An 18,358-nucleotide genomic window follows, 5' to 3' on the forward strand; every position below is an offset into this window, starting at 1 on the left:
AAGGTGCATCAACCTTGTCATTCACAATGGACTTGGTGCTCCTGGAAACACATCCGCTGTATGAGAAGCCAAAAGCTGGTGAGCAGTACTGTTATCGCGGAGCCCGCATTCTTTTCCGTGAAACTCAGCTTATTCTTTGGCACAAAAGGAGTGCTCTGGTTTTCACTGATGCTGATGACAACGTTGACTTGGGCAACATAGACACTTTCACGATAGAGGGGCGCACCTACCATCTGACAGGGGATTGGGGGGGCGTATCGGTTACGTGTGGCACTCTACTGGTTGATCTCGACGCGCCAGTTACAAAGTGAAATCACTGCACCGAATGAGGGCAGTTTTCGACCGATTCTGTCGAAAACGTCGGTTTGCTCGAAATCCTCGCAAAATGATTTCAATCTACCACGCATATTTTTTCCGTCGGAACCGAGGCTGACTTTTTCAACACAATCGGTCGTTTCCTGCCACTCGCCCCGGACGCTCTAAATCGAAATCTGCCGATCAATACCAGCATATGCTGTGGTCAAGTGCCATACAAATGACTGATCAGATCAAATACAAATGGATGCCATCTGGTCAAGTCAGCCCAATCACGCAACAGCTATATGTTGTCCTCACACCATCTTCGCGAATAAATTCGCTCCTACGCGGCGAATGTGCATTCGTTACTTCCCCTAACGAAACCCCCACCCGCGCAGGTCCTTTCCCGCAGGCTTTGCCCTTTCTCCTATGCGAACTTTCCTGGAAAATCTCAAGCCCTTGCGCCTGTGAAATCCCGGCACCAGGCTGCGTCGGTCGCTGAGCATCAGCGGTGAGGATTACAAGTTTCGCAAGTGTCGCTTATGGCGGCTTTGCGTGGGGCACCTTCGGGTGCGCCGGTTAATTGCGCTTGTTCCCACCGGTCTGCTAACCCGCGTCAAAGTCGCCACCCTTTTTCGGTCGTACATCTAATCGGCATGGCCAAGACCGAACTTGATCGTTCACTGGCACATGTTGAGGTGCGTAGAACCTGATTGCAGGAGCGAAGGGCAGTTACATCCGATATATATGTGCCGTTCAAAACACCGCCGTCGCGAGCAAGCTCCCTCCCACGAATTGTGGGAGGGTAACGATATCTACACGGCCCCATCCAACTGATACCTGCGCGGCGTACACCCAAACTCCCGTTTGAACACCGTATGCAGATACTGCGCAGACTTGAATCCGCAATTACGGGCCGTGTCTGCAATCGTTGAATCCGTGTTCTTCAACCCCTTGGCAGCCGCGGCCAGTTTGAAGCGCAGGATTTCGTCGTGGACGCTACAGCCGCGCACTTTGCGGAAGTGCGATTCCAGCGATGAGCGCGATACGCCGACATAAGCCGCCACCTGGGCGGTCTTGATGCCCTGGCAGGCATATTGGCGGATGAACAGCAGGGCCTGCATGACGTAAGGGTCGCCCAATGGTTGATGCAGGCTGGATACCTGCACGTTGATCGACTCCGGCGGGATCAGGATCTGTGTGCCTTTGGCCGGCATGCCGTGCAGCATCTGGTGGAGCAGGCGCGCGGCGGTGCGGCCCATGGTTTCGGTGCCCTGGACGACCGAGCTCAGTGGTACTCGGGTCAGGCTGCGGGTCAGCGGGTCGTTGTCGATGCCGATCAGGGCCACTTGTTCAGGTACGGCGATCCCGGCGGTCAGGCAGGCTTGCAGCAACTGGCGGGCGCGGGCGTCGCTGACGGCGATGATGCCGATGGGTTTGGGCAGGCTTTGCAGCCAGGCGATCTGTTGTTCGACGGCGCTGTCCCACAAGGGCGCGCTGGTGCCCATGCCTCGGTAGATCTCGGCGTGCAGGCCATCGCGTTGCATCAGCCAGCGAAAGGCTTTTTCCCGCTCCTGCGCCCATCGATTGGCCTGGGCTTCGGGCAGGCTGAAGCAGGCAAAGCGTGTCAGCCCGGTTTCGATCAGGTGCTCGTAGGCCAAGGTCATCATGGCCTTGTTGTCGGTGGCGACGTAGGGGATGTCTTGGGGATAGGCGCGTTCATCCTGATACGAACCGCCCACAGCCACCACTGGCAACTTGATCCCGGCCAGGGCTTCGCCGATCAGCGGGTCGTCGAAGTCGGCAATGATCCCGTCACCCTGCCAGCGCTCGATGCCTTTCAACCGGCACAGGAAATCTTCCTCAAGAAACAGGTCCCAGGAGGCGCGGGTGCTGCTCAGGTAATTGCCGATGCCGCTGATGATGCCGCGGTCGTAGATCTTGCTGCCGTTGAACAACAGTGCAACGCGGTGAACGGGCGGTACGGTTTTCATTGTTATTGTCCCGGTCTGCCAACACCAAGGTGGTCGTCACAGCCTAGGCGCGTCGAGGGTGAATCTCAATACTCAAAATCGCACCCTGCGTTGGTGACTTTCATAATTTTCAGACACAGGGCCGTTGCTAGTATCGATACACCGACAAGAACAACAAAAGGACACGACCCATGCCGTTCTTCCCCGACATCGACAGGATTCGCTACGAAGGCCCGGCCAGCGATTCTCCTCTAGCTTTCCGCCACTACGACGCCAACAAAATCATCCTCGGCAAACCCATGCGTGAGCACTTGCGTATGGCTGCTTGCTATTGGCACACCTTCGTCTGGCCGGGTTCAGATGTGTTCGGGGCGGGGACCTTCAAGCGTCCGTGGCAGCATGCGGGAGATCCGATGGAGGTGGCCATTGGCAAGGCGGAGGCGGCTTTCGAGTTCTTCACCAAACTCGGGATCGACTATTACTGCTTCCACGATACGGATGTGGCGCCGGAAGGCAGTTCACTGAAGGAGTATCGCAACCACTTTGCGCAGATGGTCGATCATCTGGAGCGGCATCAGGAGCAGAGTGGTATCAAGCTGCTGTGGGGCACTGCCAACTGTTTCAGCAACCCGCGCTTTGCCGCAGGTGCCGCCAGCAACCCGGACCCGGAAGTGTTCGCCTGCGCCGCCGCTCAGGTGTTCAGCGCCATGAACGCCACCCAGCGCCTCAAAGGCTCCAACTACGTGTTGTGGGGTGGGCGCGAAGGTTATGAAACCCTGCTCAATACCGACTTGAAGCGCGAACGCGAACAGATGGGCCGCTTCATGCAGATGGTGGTCGAGCACAAGCACAAGATCGGTTTCCAGGGCGACCTGCTGATCGAGCCCAAACCGCAGGAGCCGACCAAGCACCAGTACGATTACGACAGCGCCACGGTCTTCGGTTTCTTGCAGCAGTTTGGTCTGGAAAACGAGATCAAGGTCAATATCGAGGCCAACCACGCGACTCTGGCGGGGCATAGCTTCCATCACGAGATTGCGACGGCCGCGTCGTTGGGGATCTTTGGCAGCATCGATGCCAACCGCGGTGATCCGCAAAACGGTTGGGACACCGACCAGTTCCCCAACAGCGTTGAAGAGATGACCCTGGCCACCTACGAGATTCTCAAGGCCGGCGGGTTCAAGAATGGCGGGTTCAACTTCGACTCCAAGGTGCGCCGCCAGAGCCTTGATGAAGTGGACCTGTTCCACGGTCATGTCGCTGCGATGGATGTTCTTGCCCTGTCACTGGAGCGCGCAGCGGTCATGCTGCAGAACGACCGGCTTCAGCAATTCAAGGATCAACGCTATGCAGGCTGGCAGCAGCCGTTGGGGCAAAAGGTGCTGGCGGGTGGCTTCAGCCTGGAATCACTGGCCGAACATGCCTTCGCCCAGGAACTGAACCCGCAGGCCGTGAGCGGCAGGCAGGAAATGCTCGAAAACGTCGTCAACCGGTTCATCTATAGCTGACAGGCAGGCTGTTACATTCCCACGACAAATCTGTACTGGCCCGGCTCCACGACGCTCTACAGTTGTACCAGCACGATACTCATCGTCAGGCAGTGTCTTTCAAACAACAATAAAAGGACGCACCACCATGAATAAAGTCAAACGCACGTTACTGGCCAGTGCTCTGGCCCTGCTGTCCATCCCGGCCATGGCCGATTCTGCCAACCCGAAAATCGGTTTCTCCATCGATGACCTGCGCCTGGAACGTTGGTCACGGGATCGGGATTACTTTGTGGCGGCGGCAGAAAAGCTCAACGCCAAGGTCTTTGTCCAGTCGGCTGATGCCAACGAGCAGAAGCAGATTTCCCAGATCGAAAACCTGATCTCCCGTGGCGTCGATGTGATCGTCATCGTGCCGTTCAACGCCACCGTGCTGACCAACGCCGTGGCCGAGGCCAAGAAGGCCGGGATCAAGGTGGTGTCCTATGACCGCCTGATTCTCAACGCCGATATCGATGCCTACATTTCCTTCGATAACGAAAAGGTCGGCGAGATGCAGGCCAACGGTGTGCTGCAAGCCGCGCCCAAGGGCAATTACTTTCTGCTGGGGGGCGCGCCTACCGACAATAACGCCAAGATCCTGCGTGAAGGTCAGATGAAAGTGCTGCAACCGGCCATCGACAAGGGCGATATCAAGATCGTCGGCCAACAGTGGGTAAAGGAATGGAACCCCACCGAAGCGCTGAGCATCGTCGAAAATGCCCTGACTCGTAACGACAACAAGATCGATGGCATCGTCGCTTCCAACGACGCCACCGCTGGCGGTGCGATTCAGGCTCTGGCTGCGCAGAAACTGGCTGGCAAGGTGCCGATTTCGGGGCAGGATGCAGACCTGGCAGCGGTCAAGCGAGTGATCAATGGCACTCAGACCATGACCGTCTATAAACCGCTGAAGCTGATCGCTTCCGAGGCCGCCAAACTTTCGGTGCAACTGGCGCGCAACGAGAAACCCACCTACAGCTCTCAGTACGACAATGGCAGCAAGAAGGTCGACACCATCCTGCTCACGCCAACCCCGTTGACCAAGGACAACATCGACCTGCTGGAGAAGGACGGCTTCTACACCAAGGCACAGATTGCCGGGCAGTGATCTGACTGACCTGAGTACAACCCCCGGCCCTGCCGGGGAGTGGACCCTTTGTGTGAGCCCTCGCCATGTCCGACTACCTGCTGCAAATGAACGGCATCGTCAAAACCTTTGGCGGTGTCAAAGCCCTCAATGGCATCGACATCAAGATCAGGCCGGGGGAGTGCGTCGGATTGTGCGGCGAGAACGGTGCCGGTAAATCCACGCTGATGAAAGTGCTGTCGGCGGTCTATCCCCATGGCACCTGGGACGGTGAAATTCTCTGGGACGGCCAGCCGCTCAAGGCGCAGTCGATCAGCGAAACCGAAGCCGCCGGCATCGTCATCATTCATCAGGAACTGACCCTGGTTCCCGACCTGTCGGTGACCGAAAATATTTTCATGGGCCATGAGCTGACGTTGTTTGGCGGGCGCATGAATTACCCGGCCATGACCCGCCGCGCCGAAGCCCTGATGCGTGAGCTGAAAGTGCCGGACATGAACGTCTCGCTACCGGTTTCCCAGTACGGCGGTGGCTACCAGCAACTGGTGGAAATCGCCAAGGCGTTGAACAAGCAGGCGCGCCTGCTGATCCTCGATGAGCCGTCTTCGGCCCTGACCCGTTCGGAAATCGAGGTGCTGCTGGACATCATCCGCGACCTCAAGGCCAAGGGCGTTGCGTGTGTCTACATCTCCCACAAACTCGATGAAGTGGCCGCCGTGTGCGACACCATTTCGGTGATCCGGGACGGCAAACATATTGCCACGACCGACATGGCGGACATGGACATCCCCAGGATCATCACCCAGATGGTCGGGCGGGAAATGAGCAACTTGTATCCCACCGAACCCCATGGCATTGGCGAGGTGATTTTCGAGGCGCGCCACATCACTTGTTACGACGTCGATACCCCCAAACGCAAGCGGGTCGACGACATTTCATTCGTTCTCAAACGCGGTGAAATCCTCGGTATCGCCGGGCTGGTCGGTGCCGGTCGCACGGAGCTGGTTTCGGCGCTGTTCGGCGCGTATCCCGGTCGTTACGAAGGCGAGGTCTGGCTGGAGGGCCAGCGAGTCGACACCGGTACGCCGCTCAAGTCCATTCGTGCCGGGCTGTGCATGGTCCCCGAAGACCGCAAGCGCCAGGGCATCATTCCGGATCTGGACGTCGGCCAGAACATCACCCTGGCGGTGCTGGAGAATTACTCGCGGCTGAGCCGTATCGACGCCGAAGCCGAGCTGCATGGCATCGATCAGGAAATCGCGCGCATGCACCTCAAGACCGCGAGCCCGTCCTTGCCGATCACCAGCCTCTCTGGCGGCAATCAGCAAAAAGCCGTGCTGGCGAAGATGCTGCTGACCAAGCCCAAAGTGCTGATTCTCGATGAGCCCACAAGGGGCGTGGATGTGGGCGCCAAGTATGAAATCTACAAGTTGATGGGCGCACTGGCGGCCGAAGGTGTGTCGATCATCATGGTGTCCTCGGAGCTGGCCGAAGTGCTCGGCGTTTCGGATCGGGTGCTGGTGATCGGTGAAGGTCAGTTGCGCGGTGACTTCATCAACCACGAACTCACTCAGGAGCAGGTGCTTGCCGCCGCGCTCAGCCAGGCTGCTGGCCATAACAATAATGATCGGAAGTCCGCGTAGATGAACCAGGTCAAACAGCTTTTCACCCGCTACAAAATGCTCGCACTGGTCATCGCCGTGGCGATTATCTGGCTGTTCTTCAGTTGGCAGACCGACGGCGGATTCCTGACCCCGCGCAACCTATCCAACCTGCTGCGCCAGATGTCCATCACCGGGATTCTGGCCTGCGGCATGGTGCTGGTCATCATCAGTGGCGAGATCGATCTGTCGGTCGGCTCATTGCTGGGTTTGCTCGGTGGCCTGGCGGCGATTCTCGATGTGATCTATCACGTACCGCTGCTGGCGAACCTGAGCATTGTCGTCCTGTGCGGGCTGATGATCGGCATCGCCAACGGTTACATGACCGCTTACCTGCGCATCCCGTCTTTCATTGTCGGGCTGGGCGGCATGCTGGCGTTTCGCGGCATTCTGCTGGGCATCACCGGCGGCACCACCATCGCCCCGGTTTCGCCGGAGCTTGTTTACGTGGGGCAGGGCTATCTGCCGCATACGGTGGGTACGGGCCTGGGCATTGTGCTGTTTGCACTGACGCTGTTCCTGACCTGGAAGCAGCGCCGCAATCGTGCCCTCCATGGGCTGGCAGCGCATTCGCTGGTGCGTGACGTCCTGCGCGTGGTGTTGATCGGTGCGGTGCTGGCCGGGTTTGTCCATACCCTCAACAGCTACGACGGTATCCCCGTGCCGGTGCTGCTGTTGCTGATTCTGCTGGGTGTGTTCAGCTACGTGACCAGCCAGACCGTCTTCGGACGCCGTGTCTATTCAGTGGGCAGCAATATGGAGGCCACGCGGCTGTCGGGCATCAATGTGCAGGCCGTAAAGCTGTGGATCTTCGGCATCATGGGCGTGATGTGCGCGCTCGCCGGCATGGTCAACACCGCACGCCTGGCCGCAGGCTCGCCCTCGGCCGGCAGCATGGGCGAACTCGATGCCATTGCCGCCTGCTTCATCGGCGGCACCTCCATGCGCGGCGGCTCCGGCACGGTCTATGGCGCTTTGCTCGGAGCACTGGTCATCACCAGCCTGGACAACGGCATGTCCATGCTCGACGTGGACAGCTACTGGCAGATGATCGTCAAGGGCAGCATTCTGGTGCTGGCCGTGTGGGTCGATGTGAGCACACGGACCGGGCGGCGCTGATCGGCGCAGCCTGAGCAACTGGGCGTTTCGGTGAAAAAGCCATCGCTCGGTGCCAGGGTGCCTTTCAGGTTGATTTGTTTTCAATCTGATCCTGCATCATCTCCGCTGCATGCTGCTCTGCCCAGCGCACCAAAGCCGAAACAGGGACTTCAAGTGTTCGTCCAAGGTCGGTGACTTCATATTGAACAGCAACCGGAGACGAGGAAATCACTTGTCTGCTGATCAACCTGTAGCGTTCAAGTCGCCGGAGTGCTTCGGTGAGTGACTTCTGGGTAACGGTCCCCAGCAGTCGTTGTAATTCATTGAACCGGACCGGGCCGTCACCCAGTCGGGTCAGAATCATGATCGACCACTTATTGGCGATCTGATCCAGCACAGCGCGGGTCTGCTCCAGCCTTTCGGGGGAGCAGCACTCCGTTCCAGTATCGTCGAGCATATCTAGTACCTTTCAAGTGCGTAATTGAAACCTAGTATCCAATGTATATCATGATCGCTCAACCCATAATCTCATCCTCAATCTTCAGGATGAGCAAGAAGGATGCATCATGAAGCCGTTAAATGAACAAGTCGCTCTGATCACCGGAGCATCAAGCGGTATTGGCGAAGCCACAGCTAAAAAGCTCGCTCTCGCTGGATTGAAAGTGGGTATTGCAGCTCGTCGTACGGATCGACTGGAAGTTTTGAAGGCCGAGATCGAACAACTTGGCGGGCAGGCGCTTGTTCTGGAAATGGATGTTGTCGACAAGGCTTCCGTAGAAGCCGGAGTTAAAAAACTCATCGATACTTATGGCAGCCTGGATGTTTCATTTAACAACGCAGGGTTGATGCCACTGTCGAGTGTTGACGAATTCAAAACCGATGAGTGGGAGCGCATGGTCGATGTCAACGTCAAAGGCGTATTGAATTTGTCTGCGGCTGTTCTTCCGCAGATGATCAAGCAGAACTCGGGGCATATCATCAATACATCGTCAGTGGCCGGCAGAAAAGTGCTTGGCCCGGGCTTTTCAGTCTATTCGGCCACCAAGTTCGCGGTCAACGCCTTTACTGATGGTCTGCGCATGGAAGTTGGCCAGAAGCACAACATTCGGGTAACGAGTATTCAACCGGGTGCGACGACAACAGAACTTTCGCAGCACACGACCAGCGAAGAATATTCGCAAATGATGGCAGGCTTCTCTGCTCATGTTAAGTTTCTGTCCCCTTCGGATATTGCTGATACCGTGTTATATGCCATCTCGGCACCTGCGCACGTCAATATTGCTGAATTGCTCATCATGCCGATCAGCCAGGCTTGATGTGAACTAGAAAGTAACACCCGCGCTTAACGTCTATCGAAGAGCTGTTCTACAGTTGGTGGGAATAGTGATATGTATTCGGTTTTTCCGATTCATGTCTCGACGATCAGTTGTGCCCGCCTATTTGTTTTTCAGCTCTTCTTTAGTGCGTTGTTCTTTCAGGAACTGAATCATCTTTCACGTTCTTTGGCTTATATCGATGTTCCGGGATTGAAATACCTGCCATTACTCGACAGAATCCCGCCCCGATCGGCCAAGGGTGCCGAACGTTTGTGGTGAAAAGGGGCGGCAGTTGAACGAACAGACATTGTCCATGCGCCTGGAGCGTGTAGCTGCGCATGTACCAGCAGGTGCGCGTCTGGCCGATATCGGTTCGGATCACGCTTACCTGCCAGTGGCCTTGATGCACCGTGGTGCCATTGTTGCGGCAGTGGCTGGCGAGGTGGCGTTGACACCGTTTCATGCGGCGCAACGTACTGTGCGCGAGAACGATCTGGAGCACTTGATTACCGTGCGTCAGGCCAATGGGCTGGCGGCAATCGAGCCGGGAGACGGGATCACGGCGATAAGCCTGTGTGGCATGGGTGGCGAGACGATTCGCGACATCCTCGACAGCGGCAAGACGAATCTGAGCGGCCAGGAACGTCTGATCCTGCAACCCAACGGCGGCGAGCAACCGCTGCGCCAATGGCTGATGGAAAATGGCTACCGCATCCTCAGCGAAGAAGTGTTGCGAGAAAACCGCTTCGACTACGAAATCATCGTCGCCGAGCGTTCCGGGCCGGTGATGTACAGCGCTGAAGAACTGTTTTTCGGCCCGTTGCAGATGCAGACACGCAGCCCGGCCTTCATGCTCAAGTGGCAGCGCTTGCTGCACAAGAGGCAAAAGACCCTGACCAGCTTTGCCCAGGCACGGCAGGCCGTGCCCGAGGAAAAGCTGCAGGAACTCACTCGGCAGATTCGCTGGATCAGCGAAATGCTGGGTTCTCAGCGCTGATAACGCAGCGCATCAACCACTACGCCAAAAGCCGACGAGTGCTCGCGGCGGTTGGCGTAGTAGAGGTGATAACCGGCAAAGGGCTGGCACCAGTCTTCCAGTACCCGTACAAGGTTTTGCTCGGCAATCGCCTGCAAGACCATATCTTCAGGCAGAAAGCCCAGCCCGCAACCCGCAAGGGCCGCGCGCAGGATCGGCATGCTGCTGTTGAACGTCCACTGTCCCTCGACACGGGCTTTCAGCTCTTGGCCATCCTTTTCAAAGTCCCATTGCAGCAGGCTTCCATAAGTCGGCAGGCGCAGATTGATGCAGTTATGGGCAGCGAGGTCGCCGGGCACTTTCGGCAGTGAACGCTGCTTGAAGTAGTCCGGGGAGCCCACTACCGCCATGCGTAACGGAGGGCCTATCGGAACGGCAATCATGTCTTTGGCGACTTGATTGCCCAGGCGTACTCCCGCGTCGAAGCGCTGGGCGACAATGTCGGAGAGGGCGTAGTCGACGGTGATCTCGACCTTGATGTCTGGATAGTCGGGAAGCACCTTCAACAGCTTGGGCCACAGGATGTTGTTCGCTGCATGTTCCGAGGCTGAAATCCGCACGTTGCCCGCCGGAGTGTCCCGAAACTCACTGACGGCTGCCAGCTCCAGTTCAATTTCCTCGAACCGCGGCGCCATGGTGAGATACAGCCGCTGACCTGCCTCGGTGGGTGACACGCTGCGGGTGGTCCGGGTCAACAATCGAACGCCGAGGCGCGCCTCAAGGGCGCGCATGGTGTGGCTCAGAGCGGACTGCGAAACGCCCAGTTGTGCGGCGGCGCGGGTAAAGCTGCCCTCGCGGGCAATGACCACGAAGGCCTGGAGGTCGTTGAGGCTGGCTCGGGACATTGATGAGAGGCTCATGAGGGCACAGGATTATTTGACGGTAGCAAAATCTGCCAATTACAGCGTTCTTGCATAAAACCCGGTCAGCTTGCCGACGGCTGCCTCGACATATTTGGGCACCCAGTAGGTTTCGATATGGGTGGCCCCCTCGATCTTGAACAGTTCCTTTTCTTGGGTGCCGGTGGCTTTGGCAAAGGCATCTTCGGTCATGTACAGGCTATCGGCCTTGCTGCCCGCGATCATCAGCAGCGGCTGTTCGATCAGCTCGATCTGGTGGGTGGCGTCGAAACGCATCAGGTCGAGCAAACTGCTGGTGGTGTACTTGAAGGTCGAGTTGGGATGCGCGTGGGTCTTCCAGTAGTACTCGTAGCCCTGGCGATACAGGTCGAATGGCAATTTGGCGATCTGCTCCTCCGTCAGGTTGGCATCCCCTGAATAAAGCACAGCCCCACCAGCGGCTTCCTGAGCACGGGCAGCCGAAGCTTGTTGCAGACGTGGCTGGATGGTGTTCAGTTGCGAGTCGGCGTAACCATTGCGGCGAACCCGCCCGGAGTTGAACATGCTGACCGTCGCCACCGATTTGAAGCGCTTGTCCGTTTCAGCCGCCGCCAGGGAATACCCGCCACCGCCACAGATGCCGAGCAGGCCCAGGCGTTTCCCGTCGACCCCGGCATATTGAGTGATGAAGTCGGCCATGCCATGGATGTCTTCGATGCGATTGGCGGGCTTGTCGACACTGCGCGGTTGTCCTGCGCTGGCGCCTTGATACGCCGCATCGGCAGTAATCGTGATGTAGCCCTGTTCTGCCAGGCGTTGGGCATAAAGGCCTGCCACTTGCTCTTTCACTCCGCCGTTCGGGTACGCCACGACCACCGTGGGGTAGGTTTTCTTCGGGTCGTAATTGGCTGGGGTATAAACGTTGGCAGCGATGTCCAGGTCATTGAGCTTGTAGGTGACCGCGTGGATATTCACCTTGCCAGGTTCATTCTTCGCAATCGCCCCGTCGTAGACCAGAGTGAAGGGATTCTTTTTGTAGTCCGCGGCCCCGACTTCACCGGCAGAGATTCCGACCATTGCCGCCATGAGCGACGCTTTCAAAAGGGTGTTTCGCATATGAAATCTCCTGAGGATTAAAAAGAGTGGGTATCAGTCCAGGTGTTTTTCGTGAACCTTGCTTTCCAGTGCTGGCTCGAAACCGCTATCGCGTTCCTGGCGTGCCTGTTCCACCGTCTCCAGATAATCCTCGGGGTAGGGCCTGGCCGGGCGAATCTCGAAAAGGTCTGCATGCAGGCTGCGCTGGATGAGCCCGGCGACGACGCGGGTATTTCCGGATCGGGAAAAATACGCCACCAGAGTGCGAGACCCTGAGCGAGGCTGTTCGCCATTGGCTTGTGTACCGGCCAGTGCCAGTAGCGGCGCGCTGGCGAGTGCGGCGACTACCGTACGGCGTAGCGGATCGTGATCATTGCTCATGGCTATTTCCCTCAGCGCCCGACGCGGGCCTTGAGGGACTCGGGATAGCGGTCGCCCTGAATGCTGATCTGCGCCAGCGCCGCATCAATGGCCTTGAGTTCGACCTCATCGAGCGTGATGGTCGCACCGCCAATATTCTCTTCCAGCCGGTGCAGCTTGGTCGTACCGGGAATCGGCACGATCCAGGGCGCCTGTGCGAGCAGCCAGGCCAGCGCGATCTGGGCCGGTGTTGCATCCTTTTGCTCCGCAATCTTGCGGACCAGAACCACCAGTGCCTGATTGGCCTGAAGCGCTTCCTGACTGAAACGGGGCACGATACTGCGGAAGTCGTCGCTGCCGAATGAGGTGTCTGCCGATACCGCGCCGGTGAGGAAGCCCTTGCCCAAAGGGCTGAAGGGAACGAAGCCGATCCCCAGTTCCGCGAGGGTCGGGATAATTTCCTGCTCAGGCTCGCGCCACCACAGGGAATACTCACTTTGCAGCGCAGTGACAGGCTGCACGGCATGAGCACGCCGAATGGTCTGTGCGCCGGCTTCTGACAGGCCGAAGTGCTTGACCTTGCCTTCCCATATGAGTTCTTTCACAGCTCCCGCGACATCTTCGATGGGGACGTCCGGGTCGACCCGATGCTGGTAAAGCAAGTCGATGTAGTCGGTCTTCAGCCTGCGCAGCGAACCCTCGATGGCAACCCGGATGTGCTCGGGACGGCTGTTGAGGACCTGCTGTTTGTTGTCGGAGCCGAAGGTAAAACCGAACTTGGTGGCGATCACCACCTGATCCCTGACCGGCGCCAGCGCCTGACCCACCACCTGCTCGTTCAGATAGGGGCCGTAGACTTCGGCGGTGTCGAAAAAGGTGATGCCTTGGTCAACTGCCGCACGGATCAAGGTGACGGCCTGATCTGTATCCGTGGCCGGGCCATAGCCGTGGCTGAGCCCCATGCAGCCCAACCCGAGGGCCGAGACTTCAAGAGAACTGTTTCCGAGTTTGCGCTTTTGCATGTCAAATCTCCCAGCTTGAGCGTTCGGTAAAAGAGATGGCTGGAGGCAATGCCGTTGTGAAAACACTAAGCGAGCAGGCGAGGGGGGACTAGACGCCTGAGTCGGGAAGGACTTATGAAGAAAGTTCATGAGTCGGCTTCTATCGCGTGAGGTCAGGCATGGATGGCGTTGGAGGCGGGGTCGATAGATTCATGAGCTCAGCTCATTTCACCTTGCGAAATCATGGCATTCATTGATAGGCCGACAGTCACTACGATGCGGGTTTCGCCACTGGCAGACTCCATTCCCATGTCTTTACTCCAACGCCCTGCAACACTCTCTGCCACCAGCACCGAACCGCCGCGCAAAACGGCCGACCTGCGATTGCTGCTTAATCTCAGTGCGCTGATGTCATTCGCATCCATCTCCACCGACATGTATCTGCCTGCGCTGCCAACCATCAGCCGGGCGCTGCATACCGACACAGCCAGCATCGAGCTGACCTTTTCTGCATTCCTGCTGGGCTTCAGCCTTGGGCAGTTGATATGGGGAGCGGTCAGCGACCGTTACGGGCGCAAGTTGCCGATTGCCATTGGAATGATCCTGTTCATCATCGGCTCGGTCGGCTGCGCGCTCTCGACCGATGTCACTCAAATGATGGTGTGGCGGGTGATTCAGGCATTGGGCGCCTGTGTAGGCCCCGTCCTGTCCCGCGCCATGGTCCGTGACCTGTATGGGCGAGAGCAGTCGGCAAAAATGCTGTCGACCCTGATTCTGATCATGGGAGTAGCGCCCTTGGCCGGGCCACTGATCGGAGGCCAGATTCTTGATTGGTGGTCATGGCAAGGCATCTTCTGGTCGCTGGCTCTTGTCGGGCTGGTGACGCTTTTTTCGTTTCGCAAATTGCCGGAAAGCCTGCCTACCGATCAGAGAACAAGCGAGCCGCTTGTGCATACGTTCGCCACCTATCTGCAACTCATCCGTGATCCACGGCTGATCAGGTATGCACTGTCGGGCGGCTTCTTCTACGCAGGCGCCTACGCCTTCATCGTGGGAACACCCTTTGCCTACATCGACTATTACCACGTATCAGCGCAGGCCTATGGCTGGCTCTTCGGGGTCAACATCCTTGGCATGATGATCGCCAACTTTGCCAACGGTCGATTACTGAACCGCATGGGCAGCGAACGACTTTTCCACCTCGGCACCTGGGCACTGGCTTTCTTCGGCATGATCCTCAGCCTGTGTGCATGGTTCGGCTGGGGCGGACTCTGGGGGCTGGTGGTGCCGGTGTTCTTCTACATGTCCATGAACGGATTCATCGTCGCCAACTCCGTGGCCGGCGCGCTCGCCTTCTTCCCCCAGCGGGCAGGCTCGGCGTCCTCATTGGTGGGCGCAATGCACTATGGCAGCGGCATCTTCAGCGCGGCACTTGTCAGTTGGTTGTCCGACGGGACACCGAGGGGCATGGCGTTGGTGATGGGCGTGGCCGGGGTAGGCAGCCTAGGGACGGCTTTGGTTTCTGTGGGGCGAGGGCGAGAGGCGGGAATGTGAACGCTGCACTTGTTTATCTGTCCGAGGTGACAGCACGATGCATGCTGAAGAGCAAGGACATGCTCTAATGCCGATCCGTCAAGGTGTACATATCACTTGTGGGAAGGGCCTTGGCCGCGACGACTTGCTTACAGGCAACACATTTTCAGCGTCTTCATGAAGCTGTCGCGGCCAAGGCCCCTCCCACGGATTGTGAGCCCGGCACCAGATTCTTGAAATCAGCCTCCTGACTGACTGGCATCAGGACAGACCCGATGTCCTGCCCCCATCGAACAAGGCCTCTCAGCGTGAACCCCCAAGACTATATGGCTAATGGAAGTGACCTCGGTAACCGCATGATGAAGGTTGACCATGCAGGCGAGCACGGTGCGATCTGTATCTACAGCGGCCAGCTGTTCATGGCCCGGCTTTTCGCGCCGGGCATGGTGGATGAGCTCAAGGAGTTTCTCTCCCACGAACGCCGCCATCGGACGGTCTTTCAGGCTGAGTTGCAACGCCGCAACTATCCCCGTTGCCGCAGTTACTGGCTGTGCGGCCTCGGTGGCCTGGCGTTGGGCCTGATTACCGGCCTCTTAGGCCGCAAAGCCATTGTCGCAACGACCGTCGCGGTTGAAAGTGTGGTGCTCAAGCACCTGGCCCATCAACTTCATGAGCTACGCGATATCGACCCCCTCGCGGTGGTGGCCATTGCTTCGATCGTGGAAGAGGAGCAGCACCATCATGACCACTCGGCAGCGCAGATCGATGTGCGCGATCCCTGGTTCAGGGCACTGACACCGGTTGTGACTGCGTGGACTGAGGCGGTGATCTGGATGGGGATGCGGTCTTGATCAGGTAACGAGCGGGTCGCAGCTCACGCCACCTGCTCAGAGCAAATGTTGCTCAATCCACTGACCCACAGTGATGGTATCGATCTGCCGTTCGGCGTTGTAAGTGTGCGCCTTGGGCCAGGCAACGCCTTTGCCTTGCGCGAACACCGCCCGGTACTTGCGCAGCGAATCGTCGGGTGCGGCAGCCAGATCTGCCATGAGCGCAGGCACCGTCCATTCCACACGTTCAACCGTGCGATTGAGCAACTGATCGACAGTGTCCGCCAATTGCCGGTAGGTGAGGGTGTCGCCCGCCGTGAAAACCACTTCATTGACCCGCTTGGGCTCAAAGAGGATGGAGGCGGTCAGGCGACCGATGTCTTCGGGCGTGGTGACTGTCACGGCTGTTTCCCAGCTACCCAGAGCGCGCACGATGTTCTGGCTGAGATCGACCACGCCGAATGCAGGTTCAAACAGGAAGCTGGTGAACATGCCGGTGGAAATGATCAGCCATTGCACACGCGACTGACCGCGCAGCAATTGACGCACGTCCAGTTGCTCGTCAAACAGGTTCTGAGGGCTGCCATAGCCGATCACGTCGTAATCCACACCGAATTGCCACGGTACATAACGCTTCACATCGGACTGCAACACAGCGCGGGTCAGTTTGAGCTGTGTCCCGGCACCGCCTGCAAAACCAAGGCAACTGACCACCGTGTCGAAGCCGCTGAACAATGCGGCGAGGCTTTCCTCGGAGTCGCTTGCAGCATCGGCAGACACCACCTCGATGCCCAGAGCACTCAGCTCGTCGAGAGTTTGGCGTTTAGGTTCAAACGTCGTGTCCAGAGCCGATGGCCGCAGCATGACAGTGACGCGCGCAGCCGACCGCGCTGCCAATTCGCGAAGCACCGCCATACCCAGCTCGCCCGCGCCCAGGACCAGAATAGTGTCGGTTGTTGCAGTATCGTGTGAGTGCATCAGTAATTCCCGGTGAGTGATCAGCGATGTTTTATCCTGTCACCCTTGGCGAATATTCAGAAGAAGGCACACGAGTGATACCGCATGAACGCAATGAGTGAAGATGAGGTCATCCGCCTGTCACAAGCTACCTGCGACGCGCTCAGCGCCGAAGATGACGGCCTCAAGCGCGAGGTCCTGACCCATGCGGGCAATCGCTGGTCATTGGGGATCGTCCATACGCTGGGAGTCGAGGGAAAACTGCGCCACGCCGAAATCGGCCGCCGCTTGCAAGGCATCACCCAACGCATGCTGACCCGCAGCTTGCGACAACTCGAACGAGACGGCCTGATCTCGCGTTGCGATTACGGCGAGGTTCCGCCGCGTGTTGATTATGAGCTGACTCCGCTGGGAAGGAGTTTTCTGGCGCATATGGTGCCGTTGTGGATGTGGTTGCTGGAGAATGCGGAGGAGTTTCGGGCGGCGCGGGGGCGGTTTGATGGGGGGAGTGTCTGAAGTGAGGTCGGCGGCGATGCCGATCAGTTAAGGCGTACATGTCCTGAAGTGGGAGGGGCCTTGGCCGCGACGACCAGCGTATAGGCAACACATTTTCAGCGTCTTCAACATGCTGTCGCGGCCAAGGCTCTTCCCACTTGTGCTGTCAGTTGGGGGCATCGATTGGTCAGACGATCAAAACGACCTTACCCTGAATACTGCCCTGTGAAGCTCGCTTATGCGCAGCCGATGCTTCTGCCAGCGGATATGTGCTGTCGATAACGACATGAATAGTACCGCTGTCGAGCAGGCGACTGGCCTGCGCCAGTTGCGTGCCGTTGGAGCGCACTTGTGTCGATGACACAGTGATTCCGAACCTGGCTGCATCACCATGCCCCGAGAATCCCAGAGGGTTGACCAGGAAGAGCGATCCGCCCGGCCTGATTACGCTCAAAAAGCGTTCCATATTCGGGCCGCCGACAGCGTCCAGCACCAGATCAACATCATGGGCGACCGTTTCGGCGGCTACCTTGGTGTAATCGATAAACTCATCAGCGCCCAGGTCGCGAAGAAGCTCTTCGTGTTTGCCGGAAGCGACCGCGATCACACGCGCACCTTTCCATTTGGCAACCTGAACCGCCAGATGCCCAACGCCACCTCCAGCGCCATTCACCAGAACCGTTCTGCCTTCGAGCGGGACAGGCATATGCCGAAACGACTGGAACGGGTTTGGCAAATCATGGCCGGGGTCGATCAGAAACTGCCAGGCAGTGAGTAGCGACATCGGTGCACCGGCTGCCTGGACATGATCTATACCCTTGGGCTTCAGGGCCAGTTCGGATTCAGCGACGGCCACATATTCGGCATACGCGCCACTGCCCTTCATCAGATCTTCCGGGAAACGGACCATTGCATAGACTTCGTCACCCACGCTAACCCCGAAAACCTCTTCACCAACCGCAGCCACGACACCTGATACATCAGTGCCCAGAATCAGCGGAAAGATTGGATCGGGCTGCCACTCAGGCGGTAGTGCCCGATAGCCGTCACGTAGGTATAGATCTGGTGGGTTGAGGCTTGCAGCATTTACGCGAACAAGCACTTCTCCGGCCTTCACTAGTGGTCGCGGAGCATCCCCGTATAGCAAGACCTCAGGGGCACCGAATTCGTGCAATTGCACGGCTTTCATCATGTCGTTCATCGCAACCTCGCTTAGAGATCAGTTTGGATGACCGATGTTATGAGGATTCT

General features: G+C 58.0%; 16 protein-coding genes and 1 pseudogene. 9 read left to right on the top strand and 8 right to left on the bottom strand.

Annotated elements, in window-relative coordinates; genetic code table 11:
• Positions 1–1,112: 1,112 nt before the first annotated feature.
• Entirely contained in the window at positions 1,113–2,291 is a 1,179-nt protein-coding gene (locus tag Q6A51_RS15435) for a XylR family transcriptional regulator (RefSeq protein ID WP_304575180.1), read from the bottom strand.
• A gap of 170 nt (positions 2,292–2,461) precedes the next feature.
• Here Q6A51_RS15435 and xylA point away from each other — a divergent pair, with 170 nt between their 5' ends.
• From xylA to Q6A51_RS15455, 4 genes are all read left to right on the top strand, one after another.
• Positions 2,462–3,778, top strand: coding sequence for a xylose isomerase (gene xylA, locus Q6A51_RS15440; protein ID WP_304575181.1), 1,317 nt, complete (start codon positions 2,462–2,464; stop codon positions 3,776–3,778).
• Positions 3,779–3,905: 127 nt separating this feature from the next.
• On the top strand, positions 3,906–4,907 hold the full coding sequence (gene xylF / locus Q6A51_RS15445) for a D-xylose ABC transporter substrate-binding protein (protein WP_025259127.1): 1,002 nt from the start codon (positions 3,906–3,908) through the stop codon (positions 4,905–4,907).
• A gap of 65 nt (positions 4,908–4,972) precedes the next feature.
• Positions 4,973–6,529 (top strand): D-xylose ABC transporter ATP-binding protein, encoded by a 1,557-nt coding sequence (xylG, locus tag Q6A51_RS15450; RefSeq protein ID WP_304575182.1) that lies wholly within the window; start codon positions 4,973–4,975, stop codon positions 6,527–6,529.
• On the top strand, positions 6,530–7,666 hold the full coding sequence (locus Q6A51_RS15455) for a sugar ABC transporter permease (RefSeq protein ID WP_304575183.1): 1,137 nt from the start codon (positions 6,530–6,532) through the stop codon (positions 7,664–7,666).
• Positions 7,667–7,730: 64 nt separating this feature from the next.
• Here the strand turns inward: Q6A51_RS15455 and Q6A51_RS15460 are convergent, their stop codons facing one another.
• Positions 7,731–8,102, bottom strand: a complete 372-nt coding sequence (locus Q6A51_RS15460) for a winged helix-turn-helix transcriptional regulator (protein ID WP_201004475.1) — start codon at positions 8,100–8,102, stop codon at positions 7,731–7,733.
• Between the two features lie 109 nt (positions 8,103–8,211).
• Here Q6A51_RS15460 and Q6A51_RS15465 point away from each other — a divergent pair, with 109 nt between their 5' ends.
• Positions 8,212–8,961, top strand: coding sequence for an SDR family oxidoreductase (locus tag Q6A51_RS15465; protein WP_201019855.1), 750 nt, complete (start codon positions 8,212–8,214; stop codon positions 8,959–8,961).
• A gap of 292 nt (positions 8,962–9,253) precedes the next feature.
• Positions 9,254–9,958 carry a tRNA (adenine(22)-N(1))-methyltransferase gene (locus tag Q6A51_RS15470; protein ID WP_304575184.1) on the top strand — a complete coding sequence of 235 codons (705 nt, stop codon included), beginning with the start codon at positions 9,254–9,256 and terminating at the stop codon, positions 9,956–9,958.
• Here the strand turns inward: Q6A51_RS15470 and Q6A51_RS15475 are convergent.
• From Q6A51_RS15475 to Q6A51_RS15490, 4 genes and pseudogenes are all read right to left on the bottom strand, one after another.
• Positions 9,949–10,842 carry a LysR family transcriptional regulator gene (locus Q6A51_RS15475; protein WP_201019854.1) on the bottom strand — a complete coding sequence of 298 codons (894 nt, stop codon included), beginning with the start codon at positions 10,840–10,842 and terminating at the stop codon, positions 9,949–9,951. The two genes, Q6A51_RS15470 and Q6A51_RS15475, sit on opposite strands and share 10 nt — an antisense overlap.
• A 54-nt stretch (positions 10,843–10,896) precedes the next feature.
• Positions 10,897–11,952 carry an alpha/beta hydrolase gene (locus Q6A51_RS15480; RefSeq protein WP_304575185.1) on the bottom strand — a complete coding sequence of 352 codons (1,056 nt, stop codon included), beginning with the start codon at positions 11,950–11,952 and terminating at the stop codon, positions 10,897–10,899.
• 51 nt (positions 11,953–12,003) lie between these two features.
• Positions 12,004–12,312 (bottom strand): annotated as a pseudogene (locus Q6A51_RS15485) (flavodoxin); the annotation flags it as partial.
• 11 nt (positions 12,313–12,323) lie between these two features.
• Entirely contained in the window at positions 12,324–13,313 is a 990-nt protein-coding gene (locus Q6A51_RS15490) for an aldo/keto reductase (RefSeq protein WP_304575186.1), read from the bottom strand.
• Between the two features lie 288 nt (positions 13,314–13,601).
• On the opposite strand from Q6A51_RS15490, the gene Q6A51_RS15495 reads away from it, so the two are divergent.
• On the top strand, positions 13,602–14,846 hold the full coding sequence (locus Q6A51_RS15495) for a Bcr/CflA family multidrug efflux MFS transporter (RefSeq protein WP_304575187.1): 1,245 nt from the start codon (positions 13,602–13,604) through the stop codon (positions 14,844–14,846).
• 335 nt (positions 14,847–15,181) lie between these two features.
• The gene (locus tag Q6A51_RS15500) at positions 15,182–15,676 is read left to right on the top strand and encodes a demethoxyubiquinone hydroxylase family protein (RefSeq protein ID WP_304575188.1); all 495 of its coding nucleotides are present in this window, start codon (positions 15,182–15,184) and stop codon (positions 15,674–15,676) included.
• Between the two features lie 36 nt (positions 15,677–15,712).
• On the opposite strand, the gene Q6A51_RS15505 is transcribed toward Q6A51_RS15500, so the two are convergent.
• On the bottom strand, positions 15,713–16,633 hold the full coding sequence (locus Q6A51_RS15505; protein ID WP_304575189.1) for an aromatic alcohol reductase: 921 nt from the start codon (positions 16,631–16,633) through the stop codon (positions 15,713–15,715).
• Positions 16,634–16,726: 93 nt separating this feature from the next.
• Between Q6A51_RS15505 and Q6A51_RS15510 the strand changes: the two genes are divergently transcribed.
• On the top strand, positions 16,727–17,128 hold the full coding sequence (locus tag Q6A51_RS15510; protein WP_201004577.1) for a winged helix-turn-helix transcriptional regulator: 402 nt from the start codon (positions 16,727–16,729) through the stop codon (positions 17,126–17,128).
• Between the two features lie 166 nt (positions 17,129–17,294).
• On the opposite strand, the gene Q6A51_RS15515 is transcribed toward Q6A51_RS15510, so the two are convergent.
• The gene (locus Q6A51_RS15515) at positions 17,295–18,308 is read right to left on the bottom strand and encodes an NADP-dependent oxidoreductase (RefSeq protein ID WP_304575190.1); all 1,014 of its coding nucleotides are present in this window, start codon (positions 18,306–18,308) and stop codon (positions 17,295–17,297) included.
• Between the last annotated feature and the right edge of the window lie 50 nt (positions 18,309–18,358).

This window comes from Pseudomonas serbiensis, from assembly GCF_030580745.1.
GTDB classification, from domain to species: Bacteria; Pseudomonadota; Gammaproteobacteria; order Pseudomonadales; family Pseudomonadaceae; genus Aquipseudomonas; species Aquipseudomonas serbiensis.

Excerpts from the sequence above, each read along its gene's own strand:
- Q6A51_RS15435 (WP_304575180.1), bottom strand. The coding sequence starts at position 2,291 with ATGAAAACCGTACCGCCCGTTCACCGCGTTGCACTGTTGTTCAACGGC.
- xylA (WP_304575181.1), top strand. The coding sequence starts at position 2,462 with ATGCCGTTCTTCCCCGACATCGACAGGATTCGCTACGAAGGCCCGGCC.
- xylF (WP_025259127.1), top strand. The coding sequence starts at position 3,906 with ATGAATAAAGTCAAACGCACGTTACTGGCCAGTGCTCTGGCCCTGCTG.
- xylG (WP_304575182.1), top strand. The coding sequence starts at position 4,973 with ATGTCCGACTACCTGCTGCAAATGAACGGCATCGTCAAAACCTTTGGC.
- Q6A51_RS15455 (WP_304575183.1), top strand. The coding sequence starts at position 6,530 with ATGAACCAGGTCAAACAGCTTTTCACCCGCTACAAAATGCTCGCACTG.
- Q6A51_RS15460 (WP_201004475.1), bottom strand. The coding sequence starts at position 8,102 with ATGCTCGACGATACTGGAACGGAGTGCTGCTCCCCCGAAAGGCTGGAG.
- Q6A51_RS15465 (WP_201019855.1), top strand. The coding sequence starts at position 8,212 with ATGAAGCCGTTAAATGAACAAGTCGCTCTGATCACCGGAGCATCAAGC.
- Q6A51_RS15475 (WP_201019854.1), bottom strand. The coding sequence starts at position 10,842 with ATGTCCCGAGCCAGCCTCAACGACCTCCAGGCCTTCGTGGTCATTGCC.
- Q6A51_RS15480 (WP_304575185.1), bottom strand. The coding sequence starts at position 11,952 with ATGCGAAACACCCTTTTGAAAGCGTCGCTCATGGCGGCAATGGTCGGA.
- Q6A51_RS15490 (WP_304575186.1), bottom strand. The coding sequence starts at position 13,313 with ATGCAAAAGCGCAAACTCGGAAACAGTTCTCTTGAAGTCTCGGCCCTC.
- Q6A51_RS15495 (WP_304575187.1), top strand. The coding sequence starts at position 13,602 with ATGTCTTTACTCCAACGCCCTGCAACACTCTCTGCCACCAGCACCGAA.
- Q6A51_RS15500 (WP_304575188.1), top strand. The coding sequence starts at position 15,182 with ATGATGAAGGTTGACCATGCAGGCGAGCACGGTGCGATCTGTATCTAC.
- Q6A51_RS15505 (WP_304575189.1), bottom strand. The coding sequence starts at position 16,633 with ATGCACTCACACGATACTGCAACAACCGACACTATTCTGGTCCTGGGC.
- Q6A51_RS15510 (WP_201004577.1), top strand. The coding sequence starts at position 16,727 with ATGAGTGAAGATGAGGTCATCCGCCTGTCACAAGCTACCTGCGACGCG.
- Q6A51_RS15515 (WP_304575190.1), bottom strand. The coding sequence starts at position 18,308 with ATGAACGACATGATGAAAGCCGTGCAATTGCACGAATTCGGTGCCCCT.